Here is a 20,438-nt window from a genome sequence, read left to right as displayed (position 1 = left end):
CACGCTCTGTGACTCCAAGGAAACTGCGGGCTGAACTGGCTACCTGGCCTGCAAGAGCATCCCATCCGGTGTCGGATTCTGGGCAGCCTGGGCTTTCCTCTTTTCACCGGGCGTGATGGAATCTCGGGGGTCCGTTCCTCTACAGGAATGGATTGTGTACGGTGCCCGGCGCGACCCCCGCGCCATCCGCTGTTCGCGGATACCAATGGCGGTACCGACAGGAGGGCGGTGACGTGAGTAAGCGGCCAGGAACGCAGAACGCGGTCCTTTCGCGTCTCCGGCGGCCAGTGAGCCGACTCCGAGACATGCCGATCTGGTCCAAGCTGGGCCTGATCATGATCGTTCCCACCTTGGCGACCATCGTCGTGGGTACCAACGGTTTGTTGGACAACCTCGACACGGCCACGAGTGCCGACCGCACCCGGATTCTGTCCGTGCTGGTGAAGGAGTCGGGCACCCTGGTCGACGAGCTCCAGAACGAGCGCGCCACCGCGGCCATGCTGCTGGGCGCGAACGACGAGTCGACCCGTAAGACCGCCGCCGCCTCGTACGAGCTGATCGCCAAGCAGGTGGAAGAGGCCAAGCGGCCGTACGCGCAGCAGCGCGGCGCCCTGGTGGACGTCGACGCGAGCCTTCGCGACCTGCTGGAGCGCATCGACGAGGGGTTGCAGAACCTGCCCTCCGTCCGCGATCAGGTCAAGGACCGCAAGGTTCCCCTGTCCACCGCGGCCCTGCGCTATCAGGTGCTCATCGGTGACCTGCTGAAGATCCGTGATCGAGCGGCGCAGATCGCCGGTGGTGGTGAACTCGGTGACAGCCTGCGGGCGGCCGGAGCCATGGCCACCACGAAGGAGTTCCTCTCGCAGGAACGCGTGATCATGCACCGGGCGTTCGCTCTCTCCGAGTTCACACCCGACCTGCGGCGTAACTTCATCGCCACGCTGACCGGCCAGGAGCAGGCACAGCAGGCGTTCGAGTCCGTAGCCACCGAGGCCGACCTCGACCTGTTCAACAGCCAGGTCACCGGCCCCGCGCTGCGCAAGGCGGTCAAGTTCCAGGGAGAACTGGAAGCCCTCTCGGGTGACCGGATCACCTCGCTGAGCTTCAACGCCGGTGAGTGGGACAACGCGCTGCACGACCACGGCGCCCTGCTGCGCAAGGTCGAGCGCCAGCTCGACGCCGACGTCGAGGCCACCGCGGGCGACCTGCGTGACGAGGTCACCCAGCAGGTCCTCGTGCAGACCGGTCTGCTGCTGGGCATGCTGCTGCTGGCGATCCTCTTCGCCTGGCTCGTGGCCCGCTCGATGGCGCGGTCGCTGCGCGAACTGCGCCACGGCGCGCTCAGCATCGCCCAGTACGGCCTGCCCCAGGCGGTGGCCCGACTGCGCGACCCGCAGCTGTCCTCGCAGCTGTCGCCGGTGCAGGTGGCCAACCAGATCGCCGAGCCGCTGCCGGTGCGCAGCAAGGACGAGTTCGGCCAGGTGACCGAGGCGTTCAACGCGGTCCACCTGGAAGCCGTCCGCACCGCCGCCGAGCAGGCCGCCCTGCGGTCCTCCGTCGCGACGATGTTCGTCAACCTCGCCCGACGCTCGCAGATCCTGGTCGACCGGCTCATCGGCCACCTCGACCGGCTCGAGCGCGGTGAGGAGGACCCGGACCGGCTGGCCGAGCTGTTCCAGCTGGACCACCTGGCCACCCGAATGCGACGTAACGACGAGAACCTGCTGGTGCTCGCCGGTGCCGACTCGACCCGTGTGCAGCGGGAACCGGCCGCCCTGCTGGACGTGCTCCGCGCTGCCCAGTCCGAGGTCGAGCACTACACCCGCATCGAGTTCGGCGTCATCGACCGTGACATCGAGGTCGCCGCGCACGCGGTCAACGACCTGGTGCACCTCATCGCCGAGCTTTTCGACAACGCGACCGCGTTCTCGCCGCCGGACTCGACCGTCATGGTCGAGGCTCGCCGGGTCGGTGACCGCGCGGTGCTGTACGTCGAGGACCACGGCATCGGCATCTCGCCGGACATGCTCTCCGAGATCAACGAGAAGCTGGCCACGCCGCCGATGGTCGACGTGGCGGTCTCCCGGATGATGGGTCTGGTCGTGGTCGCGCGGCTCGCCGCACGCCACGGCGTCAAGGTCGAGCTGCGACTGTCCGCCGACCGCGGCATCATCGCCGACGTCACGCTGCCCACCGCGGTCCTGGTGCCCCGGGCACTGGCCGGTGGCCGTGGACCGGCGGCGCCCGCCGGCGGGTCGCGCGAGCTGCCCGCCTTCGCGGGCACCGCGCCGCAGACGCGCCAGCAGCCGACGGTGCCGCCGCAGCGGGGCAACTTCGCCGCGCCGCTGGCACTGGAGAGCGGCGCCGGTGCGCCGCCCGCCCGTCCCGCGGTCAACGGCGGTGGTGCGCCGGGTCGCGGCGGCCTGTTCGACGCCCCGGCGGCTCCGCCCGTGTCCGTACCTCCGGCCACCACCGGGGCCCCGTCCCGGGCCGGCATGCCGGCCTGGTCGGACCTGACCGGTGCCGGTACGGAGACCGGTCCGCGCAGCGGCGAGCCACTGCCGCAGCGCCGCACCAGCGACCTGGCCGCCGAGGCCGAGCCGCTGCGGCCGGAGGCGTACGCGCAGCCGCAGATCCCGCGGCAGATGCCGTCCAGCCCCGAGGAGCGCACGCCGTCGTGGAACCAGCCCAGCTGGGGTGCCGCGCCGTCGTCGACGCCGCCGGAGGTGCCGGTCTCGGCCAGCCCGTACAGCAGCCCCGGCATGCCGATCTCGGCGGTGCCCGTGTCGGCGGTCCCGGTCTCCGCGGCCCCCGTCTCGGCGGCGCCCATGTCGGCGCCTCCGCTGGACGTGCCCGCACCCGCGGCGCCGCCCGCGTGGCCGCCGGTCAGCCGTGAGGAGGTCGCCGCGAGCGCGGCCGACTTCACCACGGAGATGCCCCGGATCCCGGCCGAGTACCCGGTGGTCGACACCCGCGTTCCGTATGCGGACGAGACCATGGAGCTGCCGATCTTCCGGGAGCTGGAGTCGGCCTGGTTCAGCACGCGCCGTACGGCTGTCGATGCCCCAGCTCAGGACTACAAAACTGCCTCTCCCGCAGCGGTGCCGCCAGACACTACGATCACCGCACAGTTCCCGGCCGTGGACCTCGACGTCCAGCTGGGCAACGGTGGACCGAAGGTCGGCAGCACCAGCACCACGTCGGACGCACACAGTCCGGCGAGCAGGGACGTGAGCATGGGCAACACGGGCGGTGGACGCAGCAGCGGGTACGACGTGCCCCAGCCGTACCGGCCGACGTGGCAGACGGCTGCCGACGACGGCTGGGCCGCGGCGAGCGCGATCGCGAACCGCCCCCCGCAGGCCGAGGACTCCACTTCGGCGGGCCTGCCCAAGCGCACTCCGATGGCACAGCTGGTGCCGGGTGGGGTGGAGAAGAGCACGACGACGGTGCAGCGTCGTACGCCCGAGGGCGTGCGCGGGTTGCTCTCCGCGTATCACCGCGGGGTCCAGCGCGGCCGTACCCAGCACAAGGACGATGATGTGATTCCGGGCTCCACAGAGACCGGAAGCCAGTCTGGCAAGGAGCAGGAGGCATGACCACTACGCAGGATCTTGGTTGGCTGTTGGCCAACTTCGCCGACCGGGTGCCGGGCGTCGCCCATGCGGTCGCGGTGTCCGCGGACGGCCTGTTGCTCGCCGCTTCTCGGGATCTTCCCCGGGATCGGGCCGACCAACTGGCGGCGATCTCGTCCGGTCTGGTGAGCCTGACCCAGGGTGCCGCCCGTTGTTTCGAGGGCGGCGCCGTGTTGCAAACTGTCGTGGAGATGGACAACGGGTTTCTTTTCCTGATGTCGATCTCGGATGGCTCGTCGTTCGCGGTGCTCGCTTCGCGCAGCTGCGACGTCGGTCAGGTCGGGTACGAGATGGCTCTGCTGGTGGACCGGGTGGGCGACGCGCTCACGCCGGCTCCGCGCAGCGCGGCCGGCGTGCTGGGCTGAGGCGCAACCCGTCCCGGATGGTCCGGGGACGGCAATGGGGAAGGGGGTGAACGGCGACAATGCCCGACAGAGATGAACCGACCGGCGCGTTGGTACGGCCGTACGCCGTTACCCGTGGCCGCACCCGGCCGCGATTGGAGATCGCGATCGAGGCGCTGGTGGAGACGACCGTACGTGGTCGCTCCGCCAACGCGACCGGTCGCGGCGGCCACGGCCGGGAACACCAACACATAGCGTCCCTGTGCGACGGCAAAGTGCAGTCGCTCGCTGAGATCGCGGCCAGGATGCGACTGCCGCTCGGCGTCGCTCGCGTCCTCATCGCGGACATGGCGGCAGACGGCCTGGTCGCTGTATACGAGCCGACGTCGTTCGAGAGCAACGACTCGGTAGGCACTGAACTGCTGGAGAGGGTACTCAGTGGACTTCGGAGGCTCTGACATGTCACACCGCCCCGCCGCGAACGGCGTGGGTGGACGGGTGACATCGGCGAAGATCGTCATCGCCGGCGGCTTCGGCGTCGGCAAGACGACGCTGGTAGGTTCCGTTTCGGAGATCACGCCGCTGACCACTGAAGCGATCATGACTTCGGCGGGTGTCGGCGTGGATGACACGCGCCAGATTCCCAACAAGACCACCACCACGGTGGCGATGGACTTCGGTCGTATCTCTATCGACCGAGACCTCATCCTGTACCTGTTCGGCACGCCGGGCCAGACGCGGTTCTGGTTCATGTGGGACGAACTGGTGCGGGGTGCCATCGGCGCCGTCGTGATGGTCGACACCCGCCGGTTGGCGGACTGCTTCGCGGCGATCGACTTCTTCGAGCACCGCAAGCTGCCGTACCTGATCGCGATCAACTGCTTCGACGGTCAGCAGTACCACCAGGCCCAGGACGTGCGGGACGCGCTCGCGATCCAGTCCGACGTGCCGGTGGTCAGCTGCGACGCGCGCAACCGCGAGTCGACCAAGCAGGTGCTGATCTCACTGGTCGAGTACGTGCTCTCGATGCGGCGTACCCGCACCGGCGCACCCGCCTGACCTGAGCTGTAAACCGATCGGCCCGCGTCCATCCCGGACGACGGGCCATTCGGCATTCCCCCCACCGACCAGCCGGAACCTCAAGATCAGCCATGTTGCCGGGCAATCGGGCGAATCATGGAGTGCCATTCGCCCGATTGCCCGGCAAGTCAGCTGATCATGATGGCCCGGACCCGGGGCCGGGTGGGTGGGTATGGAAAGCGGCCTCCAGGCGGGCTCAGGGCGCGCTGGAGGCCGTCGCGGTGCGAGGGGCTAGCTCAGGCGGACCCAGGCGCCCTGACGCGCCACGAACAGCGTCAGCGCGTCCGGCTCGATGCCGCCGTGTGAGATGGGCTGGAAGGCGTACGCGCCGCAGACGCCCTCGATCGGACCGCCCTCCAGGCGCCCCCGCAGCCGCTGCGGATCGGTGCTGACGGCCCGTCGGGCCGCGGTGGCGACCAGCGTCAGCGCATCGGCCGCGTACGGCGCGAAGCCGGAGAACGCCCCGTACTCCTGGATGTAGCGGAAGATGAACGCGCGCGCGGCCCGGCCGGAGGGCGTGGTGGCCATCGTGGGCGCCCCGGCCAGCACGGTCGAGTGCACGATGTAGGCGCCGTCCAGCGCGGCCCCGTTGGGCCCGTTGAGGGTCTCGTCGGCGCCCGCGCCCGGGTCGAGGAAGATCCGCCCCGCGAACCCGGCGTTGCGCAGCGCGGCGGCGGCCGCGGCGCTGAGCGGGGCCTGCGCCCACACGATCACCGCGTCCGGCTCGGCGTCGACGATGCGCTGCGCGGCGGCCTCGAAGGCTCGCCCGGACTTGGGCAGCCGGACCGTGTCGACCAGGTCGCGGCCGGTCGCGGTCAGGGCGCGGGGGAGCGCGCGCACGCCCGCGTCGCCGTGCCCGTCGCCGCTGGCCAGCACGGCGATCTTGGCCAGGCCCTGGCGGCGCAGGTCACGAGCCATCACCGCGGAGGTGTCGGACGGGTTGGGGCCGAGCTGGTAGACGAACTTGCGCTGCGGCAGAGGCACCGAGATCTCGTCACCGCTGTTGAGGCACAGCAGCGGCACCTTGGCGCTCTCGGCGACCGGGATCATGGCGCGGGCCGTCTCCACGGTGACGCCGCCGACGATCGCGCTGACCTTGTCGTTCTCGATCAGGTCCTTGGCGTTCTGCATGGCCGTGGCCGGGTTGCCGCCGTTGTCCTTGACCACGGTACGGATGTACAGCCGGCCCTCGCCGTACGGAATGCCGATCGCGTTGATCTCGTCGACGCCCACCTTCAGCGCCTGCTCCTGCAGCTTGCCCAGCACCGAGCCGGTGCCGGTGAGCTCGAGGCTGGCGCCGATGACGATCTCGCCGGTCTGGCCCGCGTCGGAAGCGGCGGGGTCCGAACACGCGGCCACCAGCGCTGCGGCGACCATTCCCAGGCCGCCCTTGAGGGTCGAGCGCCGGTTCAGTCCACCTGTGGCGTTGTACATCGCGTGCCTTTCCGCCGAGCAGAGTTGCGTGCGGCGAACCACGTGAAGCCACTGCCGCTCAGGTATGGTGCTCGCCCGCACGGTGCAAGGTCAAGTCCTGCGGTATGGGATAGAACACAGTTGCCCGCAGAGTTTCAGCAGCTCACTGCCAGTGTTCAAACGGCGACCGCCCGCCGTCTCAGTCGGCGGGCGGTCACTGCCGCTCAGGCGCAGGCGGTTGCAGACCGCTCGATGTCATCCGACGCGTCCGCGTCGGATGACATCGATTAAGGTCGCAGAGCCTGCGCCGTGGCAGCACAGCTCAAAGGTCGCAGAGCCTGCGCCGTGGCAGCACAGCTCAAAGGTCGCAGAGCCTACGCCGTGGCAGCACAGCTCAAAGGTCGCAGAGCCTACGCCGTGGCAGCACAGCTCAGCGGTAGTTGGCGGCTCGGTAGCCGTACTCGCGGTCGTCCCGGTCGTCGCGGTCGTCCCGCTCGTGCTCGCGGCTGAAGTCCCAGCCGTTGGCCGACTCGCGGCCGGGGCGGCCGCCGACGGCGAAGCCGCCGATCTCCTGGTTGCCCCGGCGCCAGCCGCGGAAGTAGTTGCTGGTGTGGGCGGCGATGCCCGCGGCGTCGCGGACTATGCGCAGCGGCCGCTCCTCGCGCTCCGGCGTCGAACCCGGCACCAGGTTGGCCGACGGCACCCGGCGGGGCAGGCCCGCGGTGGTGTCGTTGCCGACCGACGGCCGGGCCGCCTGCTCGGCCGCGCGCCAGCCGTTGTCGGCGGCGGAGTTCCAGGTGGGCTCGTCGTCAGCGCTCGGGCCGTTGAACCAGGCGGATGAGACCGAGGCGAAGATCAGCAGGTCGTCGTCCTCGCCGCTGGCCGGGCTGGAAGCCCGCTCGGACCGCTGCGGCTTGGGCAGCCGGGCGCCGGTCAGCGCGCTGTCGTCGACCAGCCGCAGCGGCGGAGCGTCCTCGTCGCGGGCACCGCGCCGGGGCGTCGGGTCCACCAGGCGCAGCGACGGCGCCTCGGGCAGCACCAGGTCGTCGTCCAGCCACGGCGGGGTGACCCGGTCAGCGGGCCGGGCAACCTCGTCCTGCTCACTGTTGAGCGGCCAGTTGGCGCGCGAGCCGGCCGGTGCCGCGGGCGGCGGCGGGGCGGCCTGCCGCGGCGGGACGGCGGGGCGCGCGGGCGGGCTCATGCCCAGCGGGTCGTCGCCGTACCCGTCGGCGTAGTCGCCGTAGGACGGCTCGAAGCCGGTCACGTCGATGGGCACGTCGGTGGCGGACGGCTGCGGCGGCGGGTTGAACCCCCGGGCCGCCCGTTCGTTGCTGATCGCGGCGTTGGTCAGCGTCGGCACGAACGGCTTGCCGTTGTCGGCGGGCGTCCGGCTGGCCCGCTGCGACGGGATCGGCGTGGGGATCTGCCGCTGCGGCGGCGCCGGAGGCGGTGCCTGGACCGGCGGCTGCGCGGCGACGGGGGTAACCATCGGGGTGCCGGTGAGCGGCGTCGGCTCGAAGCCGGGCGGCACCGGCGGGGTGCTCGGGCTCCACGACGGCCGCTCCACCGGCGGGGTGCTCGGGCTCCACGACGGCCGCTCCACCGGCGCGGGCGCGGACGGCGCCGCGGCGACGGGCATGGGCGCGACCGGCGGGGCCTGCATCGGGCGCGGGGTCGCCGGAGTCGGGTTGACCGGCATCGGCTGCGTCCGGCGGCGCGCCCCGGTGGCCGCGGCCGCCGTGGCGGGCGGCGCCGAGGTGACGGGGACGCCACTGCGACGGCCGAGGGTCTGCTGCTGCGGCGCCACCGGCACCGAACGTTCGGTCAGTGTCTCGATCAGGGCCGCGCGGGCGGCGTCGCTGGCGCGCACCGCGGCGACGCTGGAGCGCACCGCGTCGGCGACCGCGGCCAGCAGCTGCTTGCCGACGCCGTTGCGGCGCGGCGTCTCGGCGATCGCCACCCGCAGGGCCATCACGGCCTCCAGCGCGGTGGTGGAGTCGCAGACACCGTCGGAGACCAGTCGCGCGGCGACGCTCTCGGCGGTGGTGCCGTTCTCCCGGCTGCGGCCGCCGGGCTGAGTGGCCAGCAGGCCGGGCTCCGGCAGTGCCTCCAGCACGGCCAGCGCCACCGGCTCGGCCGGGTCGGGGTACGCGCGCAGGGCGGCCGGGTAGAGCTCACGCAGCACCTCGCGCAGCGCCACCGCGGCGGCGTGCCGACCCACGGCCAGCGCCGCGTGCGCGGCCAGCACCGGCTTGAACGCGACGAACTCGCGCGGCGGCGGGCCGACCACGGCCGACAGCGCACCGGCCTGCAGCGCGCGGGCCAGGCCCACGGCGCGCCGTTCGTCGGCGGAGGCGTTGACCTCGTCCAGCGAGTCGTCGTCGGCGAACCGGTCGGCGAACTCGTCCGCGCTCTCGTCATCGGTATAGGCGATGGCCCGGCCGGACGTGGCCAGCAGCGAGATGACCTGGTGGTCATCGCTGTCGACCGCCACGGTGACCATCGTCGAACCGCCGAACCGTTCCGCGAGCATCGACGTCACCTGGGCATAGCCGGAGGGGTCGTCGTTGATGACGCAGAACTCCAGCAGCCTGCCGGAATCGTCGACAACCGCCACCGTCAGCCGGTTGACGGCCGCCAGTGTGTCATCCTCGACCGCCGGAGCTGTCGAGGCGATGCCGCAGTACACCCGCACGAGCGCCACGGACTCGTCCTCCTCCCGAAGACTCCTCGTGTGCCAAAGACTGATGTTCCCTGGTTAGGGGTCAGTCGCGCCAGTCCACAGCGCCTGAGATCTTGCCAATAATCGAGCGCCAGCCGATGGATGCCTGCTCTGCCCCGATTTTGCGGAGCTTGCGCTTGGCGAAGAAGGAGCCGAGGCCCCCCTCTTCGGTGGCGCGCAGCGCCTCGTCGAGGTCGTCGAGCGGCGATCCGGGCGACAGCGACACGATCACCGGCTTGAGCCGCAGAGCGTAGCTGATGTCGCGGGCGATCTCACCGGCGCGCAGCAACAGCTCGGGATCCCAGGCGTCGGGGCCGCCGCGCAGGTTCTCCACCACGAGGTCCAGCTCGTACGCGTCCTCGTCGCCGGCCACCACGTCCTCGGCCTTGACCTTCTTGGCCAGCTTCGCCCAGCCGTCGAGCTGCTTGAGATCGTGCGGGGCGTTGGAGCGTACGAAGTCGGCCAAGCCCTTGGCCGAGGCGAACAGCAGCAGCTTGCCCTTGTGCGACAGGAAGACCGGCACCTCTTCGTCGCCCAGGTCGGCCTCGGCGGCGGACTCCTCGGCCTCTTCCGCCTCGGCCGCCTCCACGACGCGCTCGGCCACCTCGTCCTCGGCCGGGGCGGCGGCGACCTCGTCGAGGGCCTCCTTGGTCCACTGGAACTCCGGCAGCTCCTCCTCGTCGGCCAGGCCGATGGGGCGCCGGAGCTTGTGGTCGGCGAAGACGTCGTCGTCGTCCTCGCGGTCGCTCACGTCGGTCGGGGTCAGCGCGCTCGCCGGGCGGTACGCCCGCAGCGTCATGCCGACCTTTCCGCCGGGCAGAGCAATCTCGACCGGGGAGACCTCGTACTCATCCCAGAGCGTGTCCGCCACCGCTGACCTCCGACGTTCGACTGACCGACCCTGCCGGGTCGGTGACTCTCCGCACACCCTAGTGGTTCGGGTCAGCCGCCGTGCGCCCGCACCCAACCCTGCGTTCCGCGCTCGTGCACCCGACCCGCGTCCAACACCACGACCTCGTCGAACGCGTCCAGTCCGGTGAGCCGGTGGGTCACCACGACCGTGCCGCGCCCGCGCCGGTGCGCCAGCACCGCCGCGAGGACCGCGTCGGCGCGCGCCGGATCCAGGCCCTCGGTCGGCTCGTCGAGCAGCAGCAGTCGCGGATCGGCCAGCACCGCGCGGGCCAGGGCCAGGCGCTGCCGCTGACCCCCGGACAGCTCGGCGCCGTCCTCGCCCACCCGCACGTCCAGCCCGTGTACGGCGACCCACTCGCCCAGGCCCGCGATCTCGCAGGCGGTCCGCAGTTCGTCGTCGGTCGCGTCCGGGCGGCCCAGCAGCAGGTTGTCGCGGACCGAGGCGTGGAACAGGTACGCGTCGGCGAGCAGCCCGGTCACGACGGCCGGCCAGCGCTCGGGGTCGTACGCGGTGATCGGCACGCCGTCGGCCTCGGCCCGCCCGGACTGCGGCGCGACCGCACCCGTCAGCAGGCCCAGCAGCGTGCTCTTACCCGACCCGGACGGGCCGACGATCGCGATGTGGCGGTCCGGCGGCAGTTCCAGATCCACGCCCGACAGCGCGGGCGCCGCCGCACCGGGGTACCGGACGGTCGCCCCGACGAGCCGCAGCGTCAGCGGACCCTCGGGCACCGGGCGCCCGGCGCCACTCGAGTCGGGCTCGGCTTCGACCGGGCCGGAGCAGCCCGCCGTGGCCTGTGCGGGCTTCGGTCGGGCCGCAGCAGCGGTGCCCGGTGAGGGCACCGGTGTCGGTGTGAGCCCCTCGGCTCCGGCCAGCAGCTCGGAGATCCGGTGCAGGCTGCCCCGGATCTCGGCGCTCTTGCGTGCCGCCATCAGCAGGGACAGCGACAGCTCGCCGGTCGCCAGGGCGGCCACGGTCAGGGCGGCCAGCCAGACCCCGTCGACGCCGCGGGCCAGGCCCGTGACGAGCACCGCGACGGCGGTGGCGCCGCTGAGCACGGTGGCGGCCGCGTCGACCGCGAACGCCCGGCGGGCCAGCTCCCGTTCCGCGGCGGCCAACTCGGCGGCGTGCGCGGCACCCCGCGCCTCGAACCGGTCCCGGGCACCGTACGCGGCCAGATCGGCGGCGCCGTGCACCAGATCGATCGTGTCCACCGCGTACCGGGCGCGCAGCGGGGCGAGGCGGGCTCCGGCGCGGGCCGCCAGCCGGGCGGCGAGCGCGGGCAGGGCGGCCCCGCCGAGCAGCAGCCCCACCGCCAGCACCAGGGCGACCAGCGGGTCGGCGAACGTGGCGGCGGCCACGGCCGCGGCGCCCACCAGTCCGGCCGACGCCATCGGCAGCAGCACCCGCACCATCAGGTCCTGGACCGCGTCGACGTCGGAGACCATCCGGCTGAGCAGGTCGCCCCGGCGTAGCGCGGGCGCGGCGGCGGGCCGGGCGACCAGGGTGGCGAAGATCCGGGCGCGGACCTCGGTGACCATTCGGAGCACGGCGTCGTGGCTTGCCAGCCGCTCGACGTAGCGCAGCACGCCGCGGCCGATGGCCAGGGTCCGCACCACCACGATGGCGACGCTGAGCGCGATCAGCGGCGGCTGCCCCGCCGCGGTGCACAGCAGCCAGGTCGCGGTGGCCATCAGGCCCAGCCCGGCGGCCTCGGTCAGCGCCGCGAGCAGCCCGGCGCCGAGCAGCCGCCAGCGGAACGGCGCGGCGAAGGCGAGGATCGGTCTCATACCGCCACCGGCTCCTGGGCTTCCAACGGCCGGGCCCGGCCGTTGTCGATGTGCAGCACCCGGGTCGCCACCGACAGCAGCGCGGGCCGGTGCGCCACCAGCAGCGCGGTGCGCCCGCGCACCAGCGACGCGGTCGCCTCGACCACCGCCTGCTCGCTCGCGGCGTCCAGCCGGGCCGTGGGCTCGTCCAGCAGCAGTAGGGGCGCGTCGCGCAGGAAGGCCCGCGCCAGCGCCAACCGCTGCCGCTCGCCGCTGGACAGGCCGTGCCCGCGCTCGCCCAGCACCGTGTCCAGGCCCTGCGGCAGGGCGTCGAGCACCGGGCCGAGCGCGGCGGCGCGGGCGGCGCGCTCCACGTCGGCGCGCGGAGCGTCCGGGTCGCCCAGGGCGATGTTGTCGGCGAGGCTCGCCGCGAACAGGTGCGCGCGCTGCGGCACCCAGCCCACGCGGCGGCGCCAGGCGTCGAGGTCGAGCTCGGCCAGGTCGACCCCGTCCACCAGCACCTGGCCCTGGTCGGGGGTGATGAAGCCGAGTAGCAGGTTCAGCAACGTGCTCTTGCCGCCGCCGCTGGGGCCGACCAGGGCCACCCGCTCGCCCGGCCGGAGCACGAGGTCGACGTCGCGCAGGGCGGTGACCCGTTCGCCGGTGCCCCGGTCGAAGGTCACGGTCACACCGCGCAGCTCGATCAGGCCGACCGGTTTGGCCACCACCGCGCCGCCGGTGGGTCCGGGGCGGGTCGGTGGCCCGGCCAGCAGCGTGAACGCCTGGTCCAGCGTGGTCAGCCCCTCCATGCTGGCGTGGAACTTGGTGCCCGCGGCGCGCAGCGGGGCGTACGCCTCCGGGGTCAGCAGCAGCACCAGCAGCGCCGTCGCCAGAGTCATTCGGCCGTCCAGCAGCCGCAGGCCCACCGGCACCGCGACCAGTGCCACCGAGATCGTGCCGACCAACTCCAGCACCAGCGCGGACAGGAACGCCAGCCGCAGCGTACGCATGGTCGCCGTGCGGTGCCGGTCGGCCATCCGCCGCACCGCGCCCACCTGCGCCCGCGCCCCGCCGAACGCCCGCAGGGTGGCCAGCCCCGACACCATGTCCAGGAAGTGCCCGCCGAGCAGTTGCAGCCGGTGCCACTGCCGATCGGTGGCGGTCCGGGTCTGCCAGCCCACCAGTGCTCCGAAGACCGGGATCAGCGGCAACGTGACCAGCACGATCAGCGCCGACGGCAGGTCGGTCAGCAGCAGCGTGCCGAGCACCGCCACCGGCACGGTCAGCCCGAGCACCAGCTGCGGCAGATACCCGGTGAAGTAGCCGTCCAGGGCGTCCAGGCCGCGCCCGGCCAGCGTGGCCAGCTCGCCCGCGCGCTGCCCGGCCAGCCAGGTCGGGCCGCGGCGGCCGACCGCCCCGAGCAGGTCGCCGCGCAGGCTCGCCTTCACCGTCGCCGACATGCGGGCCGCGACGACGCCCAGGGCGCTGGTCAACCCGGCGCGCGCCGCGAGGGCCAGCAGGAACACGGCCAGCGCGGGCCAGTCCAGGCGCAGCTCGACCGCGGCGGCCAGGGCGCGGGCGAGCGCGGCGGCGGCGACCACCACGGCGGCCGCGGCGGCCGCGCCCAGCGCACCGAGCTGGACCAGCCCGGCACGCGCGGACGGGACGTATCGGATCAGCCGGGGATCGAACGGTCTCGCCACATGCTCCATCGTGCCCGATGACCTGGGTCACTACGCGGCGGCCCGGCATCCCGAACCGCCGACACCCCCGTTTCCGGTGGCGGGCTACGGGCACTCGCTCGGGGCTCGGGTCAGGCCCTCGGGTCAGGTGCGGGTCAGGCCCTCGGGTCAGGTGCGGGTCAGGCGGTCGAGCAGGTCGTCGCGGATCGCGGGGCGGTTGCCGAAGACCAACAGGAACACGGCCTCGCGGGCCAGCCGCTGCGCGTCGTGGTCCAGCAGGACGGCTCGCGCCCCGGTCTGCACGGCCAGCGCGGCGGCGGCCCGTGCGGCCAGTGCGGACGCGTCGGCCCGCGCCGCCGGAGTGCTCGCCGAGTCCGCGCCGAGCAGTCCGGCACGAGCGGCGTCGAGCTGCGCGGACAGCGTCTCGGCGGCGGGTCCGGGCGGCAGCAGGCGTACGCACCGGGCCGCCACCCCGATCGCCAGGAACCCGTTCATCGCCGAGCCGGAGGAGTCCGAACGGGACCAGTCGGTGTACGGCACGCGGTCGACCAGCCGGTCGGCGGGCACGAAGTGCCGGTCGAAGTGGACGTCGACGGTGGCGCTGGCCCGCACGGCCACCAGCTCCAGCGGGCGCGTCCGCAGCGTCGGCGCGGGCGCGGCGTCGACGAGCAGGAAGTGCACGTCACCGGAGGCGTCCAGGGCGGCGGTGTACAGCGTGTCGATCATGCCCCAGCCGGTGACCCATGGTGCCCGCCCCTCTAACAGGTAGCCGCCGTCGACCGGGGTCACCCGCATCGGGGCATCAGGCACCCGCAGCCCGGCCAGGGCGATCCCGGCCCGGCGCTCGCCCCGGGCCAGCGGGGTGAGCCAGCGGTCGCGCAGGCCGGGTTGGGCGCTGTCGGCGACGGCGCGGACGGGGCTGTGGTGCTGCAGCCAGACGAAGGCGGTGGTGAGGCAGCCGTCGGCCAGCGTCTCGACCAGTGCTGCCGCCTGGGGCCAGGACAGGCCGAGACCGCCCGCGTCGGCGGGCGCGGCCATGCCGTAGTACCCCTCGGCGGCGAACAGGTCGAACTGCGCGGCGGGTACGCGGTCCGCGCCGTCGACGCCCAACGCGGCCGGGAACAGCACCTCATCGGCGATCGCCCGTGCCCTCGCCGCCACCTGCCCACTGTCTGCCACGGTCGGCTCCTCCAGGTGAGACGTCAAGAAGGGCACCTTCTACATCGGAGAACGATAAGAAGGTGCCCTTCCTTACTCTCGTAGCCTAGAGGCCCTTGGGGTGCCAGACCGTCTTCGTCTCGAGGAAGGTCGTCATCGCCGGCAGCCCCGGGTCCGCGGTCCAGTCGAGTGCCGCCACCGGGCGCCGTACCCGCTTGAGCGTGTCGGCCGCGGCCTGCTCCAGCGTCAGGGCGAGCTTGCCGTCGGCCAGCCCGGTCAGGTCGACGCCGTTGACGTCGGCGTGTGAGGCCAGCCACGGGCCGATCTCGGCGGCCGAGCCGGTGAGGATGTTGACCACGCCACCGGGCAGGTCGGAGGTGGCGAACACCTCGGCCAGAGTGATGGCGACCCGGGGCGCGTCGGAGATCACGATGCAGGTGTTGCCGGTCGCGATGACCGGCGCGATGACGCTGACCAGGCCGAGCAGGCTCGGCTTGCTCGGGGCGACGATCGCGACGATGCCGCTGGGCTCGGGCGAGGACAGGTTGAAGTACGGTCCGGCGACCGGGTTGGCCCCGCCCAGCACCTGCGCGATCTTGTCGGTCCAGCCCGCGTACCAGACGAAGCGGTCGACGGCGGCGTCCACCTCGGCGGCGGGCACCTCCAGCGAGACGAACTCGTCGCGGCGGCCCTCCAGCATCTCGGCGGCCCGGTAGACGATCTGGCCCCGGTTGTACGCGGTGGCACCCGACCACTTGCCGAACGCGGCGCGTGCGGCGAGCACGGCGTCACGGGCGTCCTTGCGGGAGGCCTGAGCGGCGTTGGCCACGAAGTTTCCCTTGCTGTCGGCGACGACGTAGGTGCGGCCGGACTCGCTGCGCGGGAACGCCCCGCCGACGTAGAGCTTGTACGTCTTGCGCACCGCGAGGCGGGTGCGGGGGGCCCCGGGCTCCTCGACCGCGACGGCCTCGGCCGACTTCGGGGCGGAGTCCTTCTTCTTACTGGGCAAGGTACGCCTCCAGGCCGTGGCGGCCGCCCTCGCGACCGTAACCGGACTCCTTGTACCCGCCGAACGGCGAGGTCGGGTCGAACTTGTTGAAGGTGTTGGCCCACACCACGCCCGCGCGCAGCTGGTCGGCGATGGCGAGGATGCGCGAGCCCTTCTCGGTCCAGATTCCGGCCGACAGCCCGTACGGCGTGTTGTTGGCCTTCTCCACCGCCTCGGCGGGGGTGCGGAACGTCAGCACCGACAGCACCGGCCCGAAGATCTCCTCGCGGGCGATCCGGTGCGCCTGGGACACGCCCGTGAAGATGGTCGGCGCGAACCAGAAGCCGCGGTCGGGCAACTGGCACGGCGGCGACCAGCGGTCGGCGCCCTCGCCCTCGCCGACGTCGGCCAGCATCTTGATCCGGCTGAGCTGCTCGGCGGAGTTGATCGCGCCGATGTCGGTGTTCTTGTCCAGCGGGTCGCCCACGCGCAGCGTGGCCATGCGCCGCTTGAGCGACTCCAGCAGCTGGTCGGCGACGGACTCCTGCACCAGCAGGCGCGAGCCCGCGCAGCAGACGTGGCCCTGGTTGAAGAAGATGCCGTTGACGATGCCCTCGACCGCCTGGTCGATCGCGGCGTCGTCGAACACGATGTTGGCGGCCTTGCCGCCCAGCTCCAGCGTGACCTTCTTGTTCGTGCCGGCCACCGCGCGCGCGATGATCCGGCCCACCTCGGTCGAGCCGGTGAAGGCAACCTTGTCCACGTCCGGGTGGTTGACCACGGCGGCGCCGGTCTCGCCCGCGCCGGTGACGATGTTGACCACGCCCGACGGCAGGTCGGCCTGCTGGCAGATCTCGGCGAACAGCAGCGCGGTCAGCGGCGTGGTCTCGGCGGGCTTGAGCACCACCGTGTTGCCCGCGGCCAGCGCCGGGGCGATCTTCCACGCCAGCATCAGCAGCGGGAAGTTCCACGGGATGACCTGGCCCGCGACGCCCAGCGCCTTCGGGTTCGGACCGAAGCCCGCGTACGGCAGCTTGTCGGCCCAGCCCGCGTAGTAGAAGAAGTGCGCCGCGGCCAGCGGCACGTCCACGTCGCGCGACTCCTTGATCGGCTTGCCGTTGTTCAGCGACTCCAGCACGGCCAGCTCGCGGCTGCGCTCGGCGATGATCCGCGCGATGCGGAACAGGTACTTGGCCCGCTCCGCGCCCGGCATCGGCCCCCACACCTTGGTGTAGGCGCGCCGCGCCGCCTTGACGGCCCGGTCGACATCCGCGGTGCTCGCCCAGGTGACCTCGGCCAGCACCTCCTCGGTGGCAGGGGAGATGGTCTTGCGCCGGTCGTCGCCGTCGACGAACTCACCGTCGATGAACAGCCCGTATGAGGACTGCAGGTTGACGATCGAGCGCGACTCCGGCGCCGGCGCGTATTCGAAAGCGCTCATGTTCAGTCCAGCGTGAAGTAGTCGGGACCGGCGTAGTGGCCGGTGGCGAGCTTGGTGCGCTGCATCAGCAGGTCGTTGAGCAGGGTGGAGGCGCCGAAGCGGAACCAGTCCGGGTCGAGCCAGCCGTCGCCGACCGTCTCGTTGACCATGACCAGGTACTTGATGGCGTCCTTGGTGGTGCGGATGCCGCCCGCAGGCTTCACACCGACCTTGCGGCCGGTGGCGGACAGGAAGTCGCGCACCGCCTCCAGCATGATCAGCGTGACCGGGAGGGTGGCCGCGGGCTGCACCTTGCCCGTGGACGTCTTGATGAAGTCGCCGCCCGCGAGCATGGCCAGCCACGAGGCACGGCGCACGTTGTCGTACGTGACCAGCTCACCGGTCTCCAGGATGACCTTGAGGTGGGCGCTGCCGCACGCCTGCTTCACGGCCGCGATCTCCTCGAAGACCTCCAGGTAGCGACCGGCCAGGAAGGCGCCCCGGCTGATCACCATGTCGATCTCGTCGGCGCCCGCGGCGACGGCGGCCCGGGTGTCGTCGAGCTTCACGCTCAGCGGGGCCTGCCCGGACGGGAAGGCGGTCGCGACGCTGGCCAGGTGGATGCCGCTACCGCGCAGCGCCTCGGCGGCGACCGGGACCATCGCCGGGTACACACAGATCGCGGCCACCGGCGGGCAGGTCGGGTCGCTCGGGTCGGGCTGGCGGGCCTTGGCGCACAGCGCCCGGACCTTGCCGGGGGTGTCGGCGCCCTCCAGGGTGGTCAGGTCCACCATGCGTATCGCGAGGTCGATCGCCCAGGCCTTGGCGGTGGTCTTGATCGAACGGGTGCCGAGCGCGGCGGCACGGGCCTGCGCGCCGACCTGGTCGACGCCGGGCAGCCCGTGCAGGAACATCCGCAGCGCCGCATCGGAGCGCGTCACCTCGGACAACGGTGTCATGGTGGCCGTCATGAGCCGAAGTCTACGCGGACGCGATCTCATCGATCTTGTCCATCTGTTGGACCGGAGATCACCCTCACGTCCGGATGCCGGATGACCTCGAGGCGCGTGCGAATTGCCCGATAATCGGGGGGTATGCGAGCCGCCATTCGCTCGTTCGTCCGGCGACTTGCGCGATCTCGGCGGCCGGACCCGTGATCTTCGCGCTCGGACTACGGCCGGTCTTAAGGTGCGCGCCATCTGGCTTACACGCGGCGTTGGGGCAGGTCACTGACCGTATGCGTGTGCGCATCATGCACTTCACCGACACGTACCTGCCGCGTCGTGACGGCGTCGTCACCTCGCTGCGGACCCTGCACGCGGCGCAACTCGCCGCCGGGCACGACAGCCTGCTCGTCGTGCCGCGCCACCGGGAACAGCGCGACGAGCCGGGGCTGCTGCGGCTGCCCGCGCTGGCCTGCGGCGTCGCCGACCTGCGCCTGGCCCGCTGGCCGATGAACACCCGGGGGGTACGCGAACGGCTGGTCGCCGAGCTGGCCGCGCACGCCCCCGAGGTCGTGCACGTGCACACCCCCGGCCCGGCCGGGCTGCTCGGCGTGCTGGTCGCCCGGCGCACCGGTGCCGCGCTGGTGCAGACCTACCACACCGATCTGCACGCGTACGCCGACGCGTACAAGGTGCCCGGCTGGGCACTGCGGATGCTGCTGCGCGTGTACGCCGGACGGCTCGGCGAACCCCGGCCGCTGCCCGGCTGCCGGACCACCACGCTGACCGCGGGCAACCGGCTGCTGCTTGGTGACGCGGGTGCCGTGGTCGTGCCCACCCGGGCCGTGCTCGACCGGATCGACCTGCCCGTGCCCGCCGAACGCATCGTGCTCGCCCCCACCGGCGTCGGCCCGCGCACCGCGACCCGCGCCGAGGCCGGGGCGTTCCGTACCGGCTACGGCATCGGCCCGGCCGATCCGCTGGTGCTGTTCGTGGGCCGGGTCAACCGGGAGAAGGGCGTCGACCTGCTCATCCCGGCCTTCGCCCGGATCCTCGCCCAACTGCCGACCGCACGCCTGGTCCTGATCGGCGCCGTGTACGAACGCCGCTGGCTCAACCGCCTGCTGCGCTCGGTCGGCCCCGCGACCGCCGCCCGGATCGTGCTCACCGGCCAACAGCCGCCGCAGGTGGTGGCCCAGGCGTACGCCGCCGCCGAGGTGTTCGCCTTCCCTTCGCGTACCGACACCCAGGCGCTCGTGCTGCAGGAGGCGGCGATGGCGGGCCTGCCCGCCGTCCTGGCCGACCCGTCGCTGCACCGGCACGGTGTACTCGCGGGCAACACGGTGCTCGCCGAAGCCGAACCGGACTCCTTCGCCGCCGCGGTGCTCGGACTGCTGCGCGACCGCCGGGCCGCCCGTCGCCTCGGCGCCGCCGCCCGGACCAGCGCCTCCGGGCACTGCCCGCAGCGATACGCCGACACCGTCCAGGGGGTGTACCACGAGGCCGTGAAGCTGCGGTCGCGAGTTGGCCCACTGGAGGCGGTCGCGGGCGGGTAACTTCTTGGCTCGTGGACGTACTCGTCGTAGATCACCCGTTGGCCCAGTCCCGCCTCACCGCCATGCGCGACGCCCGTACCGACTCGGCCAGCTTTCGGGCCGCGTTGCACGAGCTCACGACCATGCTGACGTACGAGGCCTCACGCACCTTCGCCGCCGAGACCTTCCCGGTGCAGACCCCGGTCGAGACCGCGGTCGGCACCCGCATCGCCAACCCGCCCCTGATCGTGCCGGTGCTGCGCGCCGGTCTGGGCATGGCCGACGCCGCGCTCGCCCTGCTGCCCGAGTCGTCGATGGGCTTCGTCGGGCTGGCCCGCGACGAGCACACCTACGAGCCGCGCGCCTACATGGAGTCGCTGCCCGCCGACCTCACCGGCATTCCGGTCCTGGTCCTGGACCCGATGCTGGCCACCGGCGGCTCGCTGGAGCACTGCTGCCGCCTGCTCGCCGACCGCGGCTGCACCGACATCGTCGTACTCTGCGTCCTGGCCGCCCCCGCGGGCATCGAACGCCTCGAACGCTCCGGCCTCCCGCTGCGCCTGGTGACCGCCTCCATCGACAGCCACCTCAACGAGCACATGTTCATCGTCCCCGGCCTCGGCGACGCCGGCGACCGCCAATTCGGCGGCATGCCCCGCTTCTAACCCCCACCGTCCTCCTCGCCACCCCACCACCCCTTTCCCGTCGATCATGAACTTATGGCACGGTTCGACGGTGTGTCGCGTGCACAACCTCCTGATCGTCTGTCGACCCCTTGTTGGTCGGCGAGCCGTGCGTAAGCCTTGTTGATCAGGAAGCTGTGCGAGGGACGCGC

15 protein-coding genes are annotated in these 20,438 nt (G+C 72.5%); 6 read left to right on the top strand and 9 right to left on the bottom strand.

Features of this window, described 5'->3' with window-relative positions; all coding sequences use genetic code 11:
• The first annotated feature begins 233 nt into the window (after positions 1-233).
• Genes KUA19_RS03295 through KUA19_RS03280 form a run of 4 tightly spaced genes read left to right on the top strand, consistent with a single transcriptional unit; the run spans position 234 to position 5,038 of the window.
• Entirely contained in the window at positions 234-3,599 is a 3,366-nt protein-coding gene (locus KUA19_RS03295) for a sensor histidine kinase (protein ID WP_217394523.1), read from the top strand.
• The gene (locus KUA19_RS03290; RefSeq protein WP_120318037.1) at positions 3,596-4,000 is read left to right on the top strand and encodes a roadblock/LC7 domain-containing protein; all 405 of its coding nucleotides are present in this window, start codon (positions 3,596-3,598) and stop codon (positions 3,998-4,000) included. Before KUA19_RS03295 ends, KUA19_RS03290 begins: the two co-directional genes overlap by 4 nt.
• Positions 4,001-4,059: 59 nt before the next feature.
• Positions 4,060-4,437, top strand: a complete 378-nt coding sequence (locus KUA19_RS03285) for a DUF742 domain-containing protein (protein WP_217394522.1) — start codon at positions 4,060-4,062, stop codon at positions 4,435-4,437.
• Position 4,438: 1 nt separating this feature from the next.
• Positions 4,439-5,038 carry a GTP-binding protein gene (locus KUA19_RS03280; protein ID WP_217394521.1) on the top strand — a complete coding sequence of 200 codons (600 nt, stop codon included), beginning with the start codon at positions 4,439-4,441 and terminating at the stop codon, positions 5,036-5,038.
• Positions 5,039-5,290: 252 nt separating this feature from the next.
• On the opposite strand, the gene KUA19_RS03275 is transcribed toward KUA19_RS03280, so the two are convergent.
• The 9 genes from KUA19_RS03275 to deoC form a co-directional block, all read right to left on the bottom strand.
• Positions 5,291-6,493, bottom strand: coding sequence for an ABC transporter substrate-binding protein (locus KUA19_RS03275; protein WP_217394520.1), 1,203 nt, complete (start codon positions 6,491-6,493; stop codon positions 5,291-5,293).
• Positions 6,494-6,902: 409 nt separating this feature from the next.
• Positions 6,903-9,176, bottom strand: coding sequence for a serine/threonine-protein kinase (locus KUA19_RS03270; protein ID WP_308167301.1), 2,274 nt, complete (start codon positions 9,174-9,176; stop codon positions 6,903-6,905).
• Positions 9,177-9,237: 61 nt separating this feature from the next.
• Positions 9,238-10,065 (bottom strand): SatS C-terminal domain-containing protein, encoded by an 828-nt coding sequence (locus KUA19_RS03265; protein WP_217394519.1) that lies wholly within the window; start codon positions 10,063-10,065, stop codon positions 9,238-9,240.
• Positions 10,066-10,136: 71 nt separating this feature from the next.
• Positions 10,137-11,897, bottom strand: coding sequence for a thiol reductant ABC exporter subunit CydC (cydC, locus tag KUA19_RS03260; protein WP_217394518.1), 1,761 nt, complete (start codon positions 11,895-11,897; stop codon positions 10,137-10,139).
• Positions 11,894-13,588 (bottom strand): thiol reductant ABC exporter subunit CydD, encoded by a 1,695-nt coding sequence (gene cydD, locus KUA19_RS03255; protein ID WP_217394517.1) that lies wholly within the window; start codon positions 13,586-13,588, stop codon positions 11,894-11,896. The genes cydC and cydD overlap by 4 nt, the downstream gene beginning before the upstream one ends.
• 138 nt (positions 13,589-13,726) lie before the next feature.
• Positions 13,727-14,764 (bottom strand): acyl-CoA dehydrogenase family protein, encoded by a 1,038-nt coding sequence (locus tag KUA19_RS03250; RefSeq protein ID WP_254548427.1) that lies wholly within the window; start codon positions 14,762-14,764, stop codon positions 13,727-13,729.
• Between the two features lie 58 nt (positions 14,765-14,822).
• Positions 14,823-15,638, bottom strand: coding sequence for an aldehyde dehydrogenase family protein (locus tag KUA19_RS03245; protein WP_308167317.1), 816 nt, complete (start codon positions 15,636-15,638; stop codon positions 14,823-14,825).
• 76 nt (positions 15,639-15,714) lie between these two features.
• Positions 15,715-17,145: an aldehyde dehydrogenase family protein gene (locus KUA19_RS03240; RefSeq protein WP_217394515.1), complete on the bottom strand. Its 1,431-nt coding sequence runs from the start codon at positions 17,143-17,145 to the stop codon at positions 15,715-15,717.
• 2 nt (positions 17,146-17,147) lie between these two features.
• Positions 17,148-18,095: a deoxyribose-phosphate aldolase gene (gene deoC / locus KUA19_RS03235; protein ID WP_217394514.1), complete on the bottom strand. Its 948-nt coding sequence runs from the start codon at positions 18,093-18,095 to the stop codon at positions 17,148-17,150.
• A 281-nt stretch (positions 18,096-18,376) separates the two neighbouring features.
• Here deoC and KUA19_RS03230 point away from each other — a divergent pair, with 281 nt between their 5' ends.
• Both KUA19_RS03230 and upp read left to right on the top strand, forming a co-directional pair.
• Positions 18,377-19,624: a glycosyltransferase gene (locus KUA19_RS03230; protein WP_254548619.1), complete on the top strand. Its 1,248-nt coding sequence runs from the start codon at positions 18,377-18,379 to the stop codon at positions 19,622-19,624.
• A gap of 11 nt (positions 19,625-19,635) precedes the next feature.
• Positions 19,636-20,268, top strand: coding sequence for a uracil phosphoribosyltransferase (upp, locus tag KUA19_RS03225; protein WP_217394512.1), 633 nt, complete (start codon positions 19,636-19,638; stop codon positions 20,266-20,268).
• The last annotated feature ends 170 nt before the right edge of the window (positions 20,269-20,438 follow it).

The organism is Catellatospora tritici, assembly GCF_019083965.1.
Lineage (GTDB): Bacteria > Actinomycetota > Actinomycetes > Mycobacteriales > Micromonosporaceae > Catellatospora > Catellatospora tritici.
Note: the sequence above shows the minus strand (reverse complement) of the source record. Positions and strands in the feature narration are given on the sequence as shown.

Bases quoted from the DNA above. Each gene is read 5' to 3' on its own strand.
- cydD (WP_217394517.1), bottom strand. From the start codon at position 13,588: ATGGAGCATGTGGCGAGACCGTTCGATCCCCGGCTGATCCGATACGTC.
- KUA19_RS03285 (WP_217394522.1), top strand. From the start codon at position 4,060: ATGCCCGACAGAGATGAACCGACCGGCGCGTTGGTACGGCCGTACGCC.
- cydC (WP_217394518.1), bottom strand. From the start codon at position 11,897: ATGAGACCGATCCTCGCCTTCGCCGCGCCGTTCCGCTGGCGGCTGCTC.
- KUA19_RS03275 (WP_217394520.1), bottom strand. From the start codon at position 6,493: ATGTACAACGCCACAGGTGGACTGAACCGGCGCTCGACCCTCAAGGGC.
- KUA19_RS03240 (WP_217394515.1), bottom strand. From the start codon at position 17,145: ATGAGCGCTTTCGAATACGCGCCGGCGCCGGAGTCGCGCTCGATCGTC.
- deoC (WP_217394514.1), bottom strand. From the start codon at position 18,095: ATGACGGCCACCATGACACCGTTGTCCGAGGTGACGCGCTCCGATGCG.
- KUA19_RS03290 (WP_120318037.1), top strand. From the start codon at position 3,596: ATGACCACTACGCAGGATCTTGGTTGGCTGTTGGCCAACTTCGCCGAC.
- KUA19_RS03280 (WP_217394521.1), top strand. From the start codon at position 4,439: ATGTCACACCGCCCCGCCGCGAACGGCGTGGGTGGACGGGTGACATCG.
- KUA19_RS03230 (WP_254548619.1), top strand. From the start codon at position 18,377: ATGCACTTCACCGACACGTACCTGCCGCGTCGTGACGGCGTCGTCACC.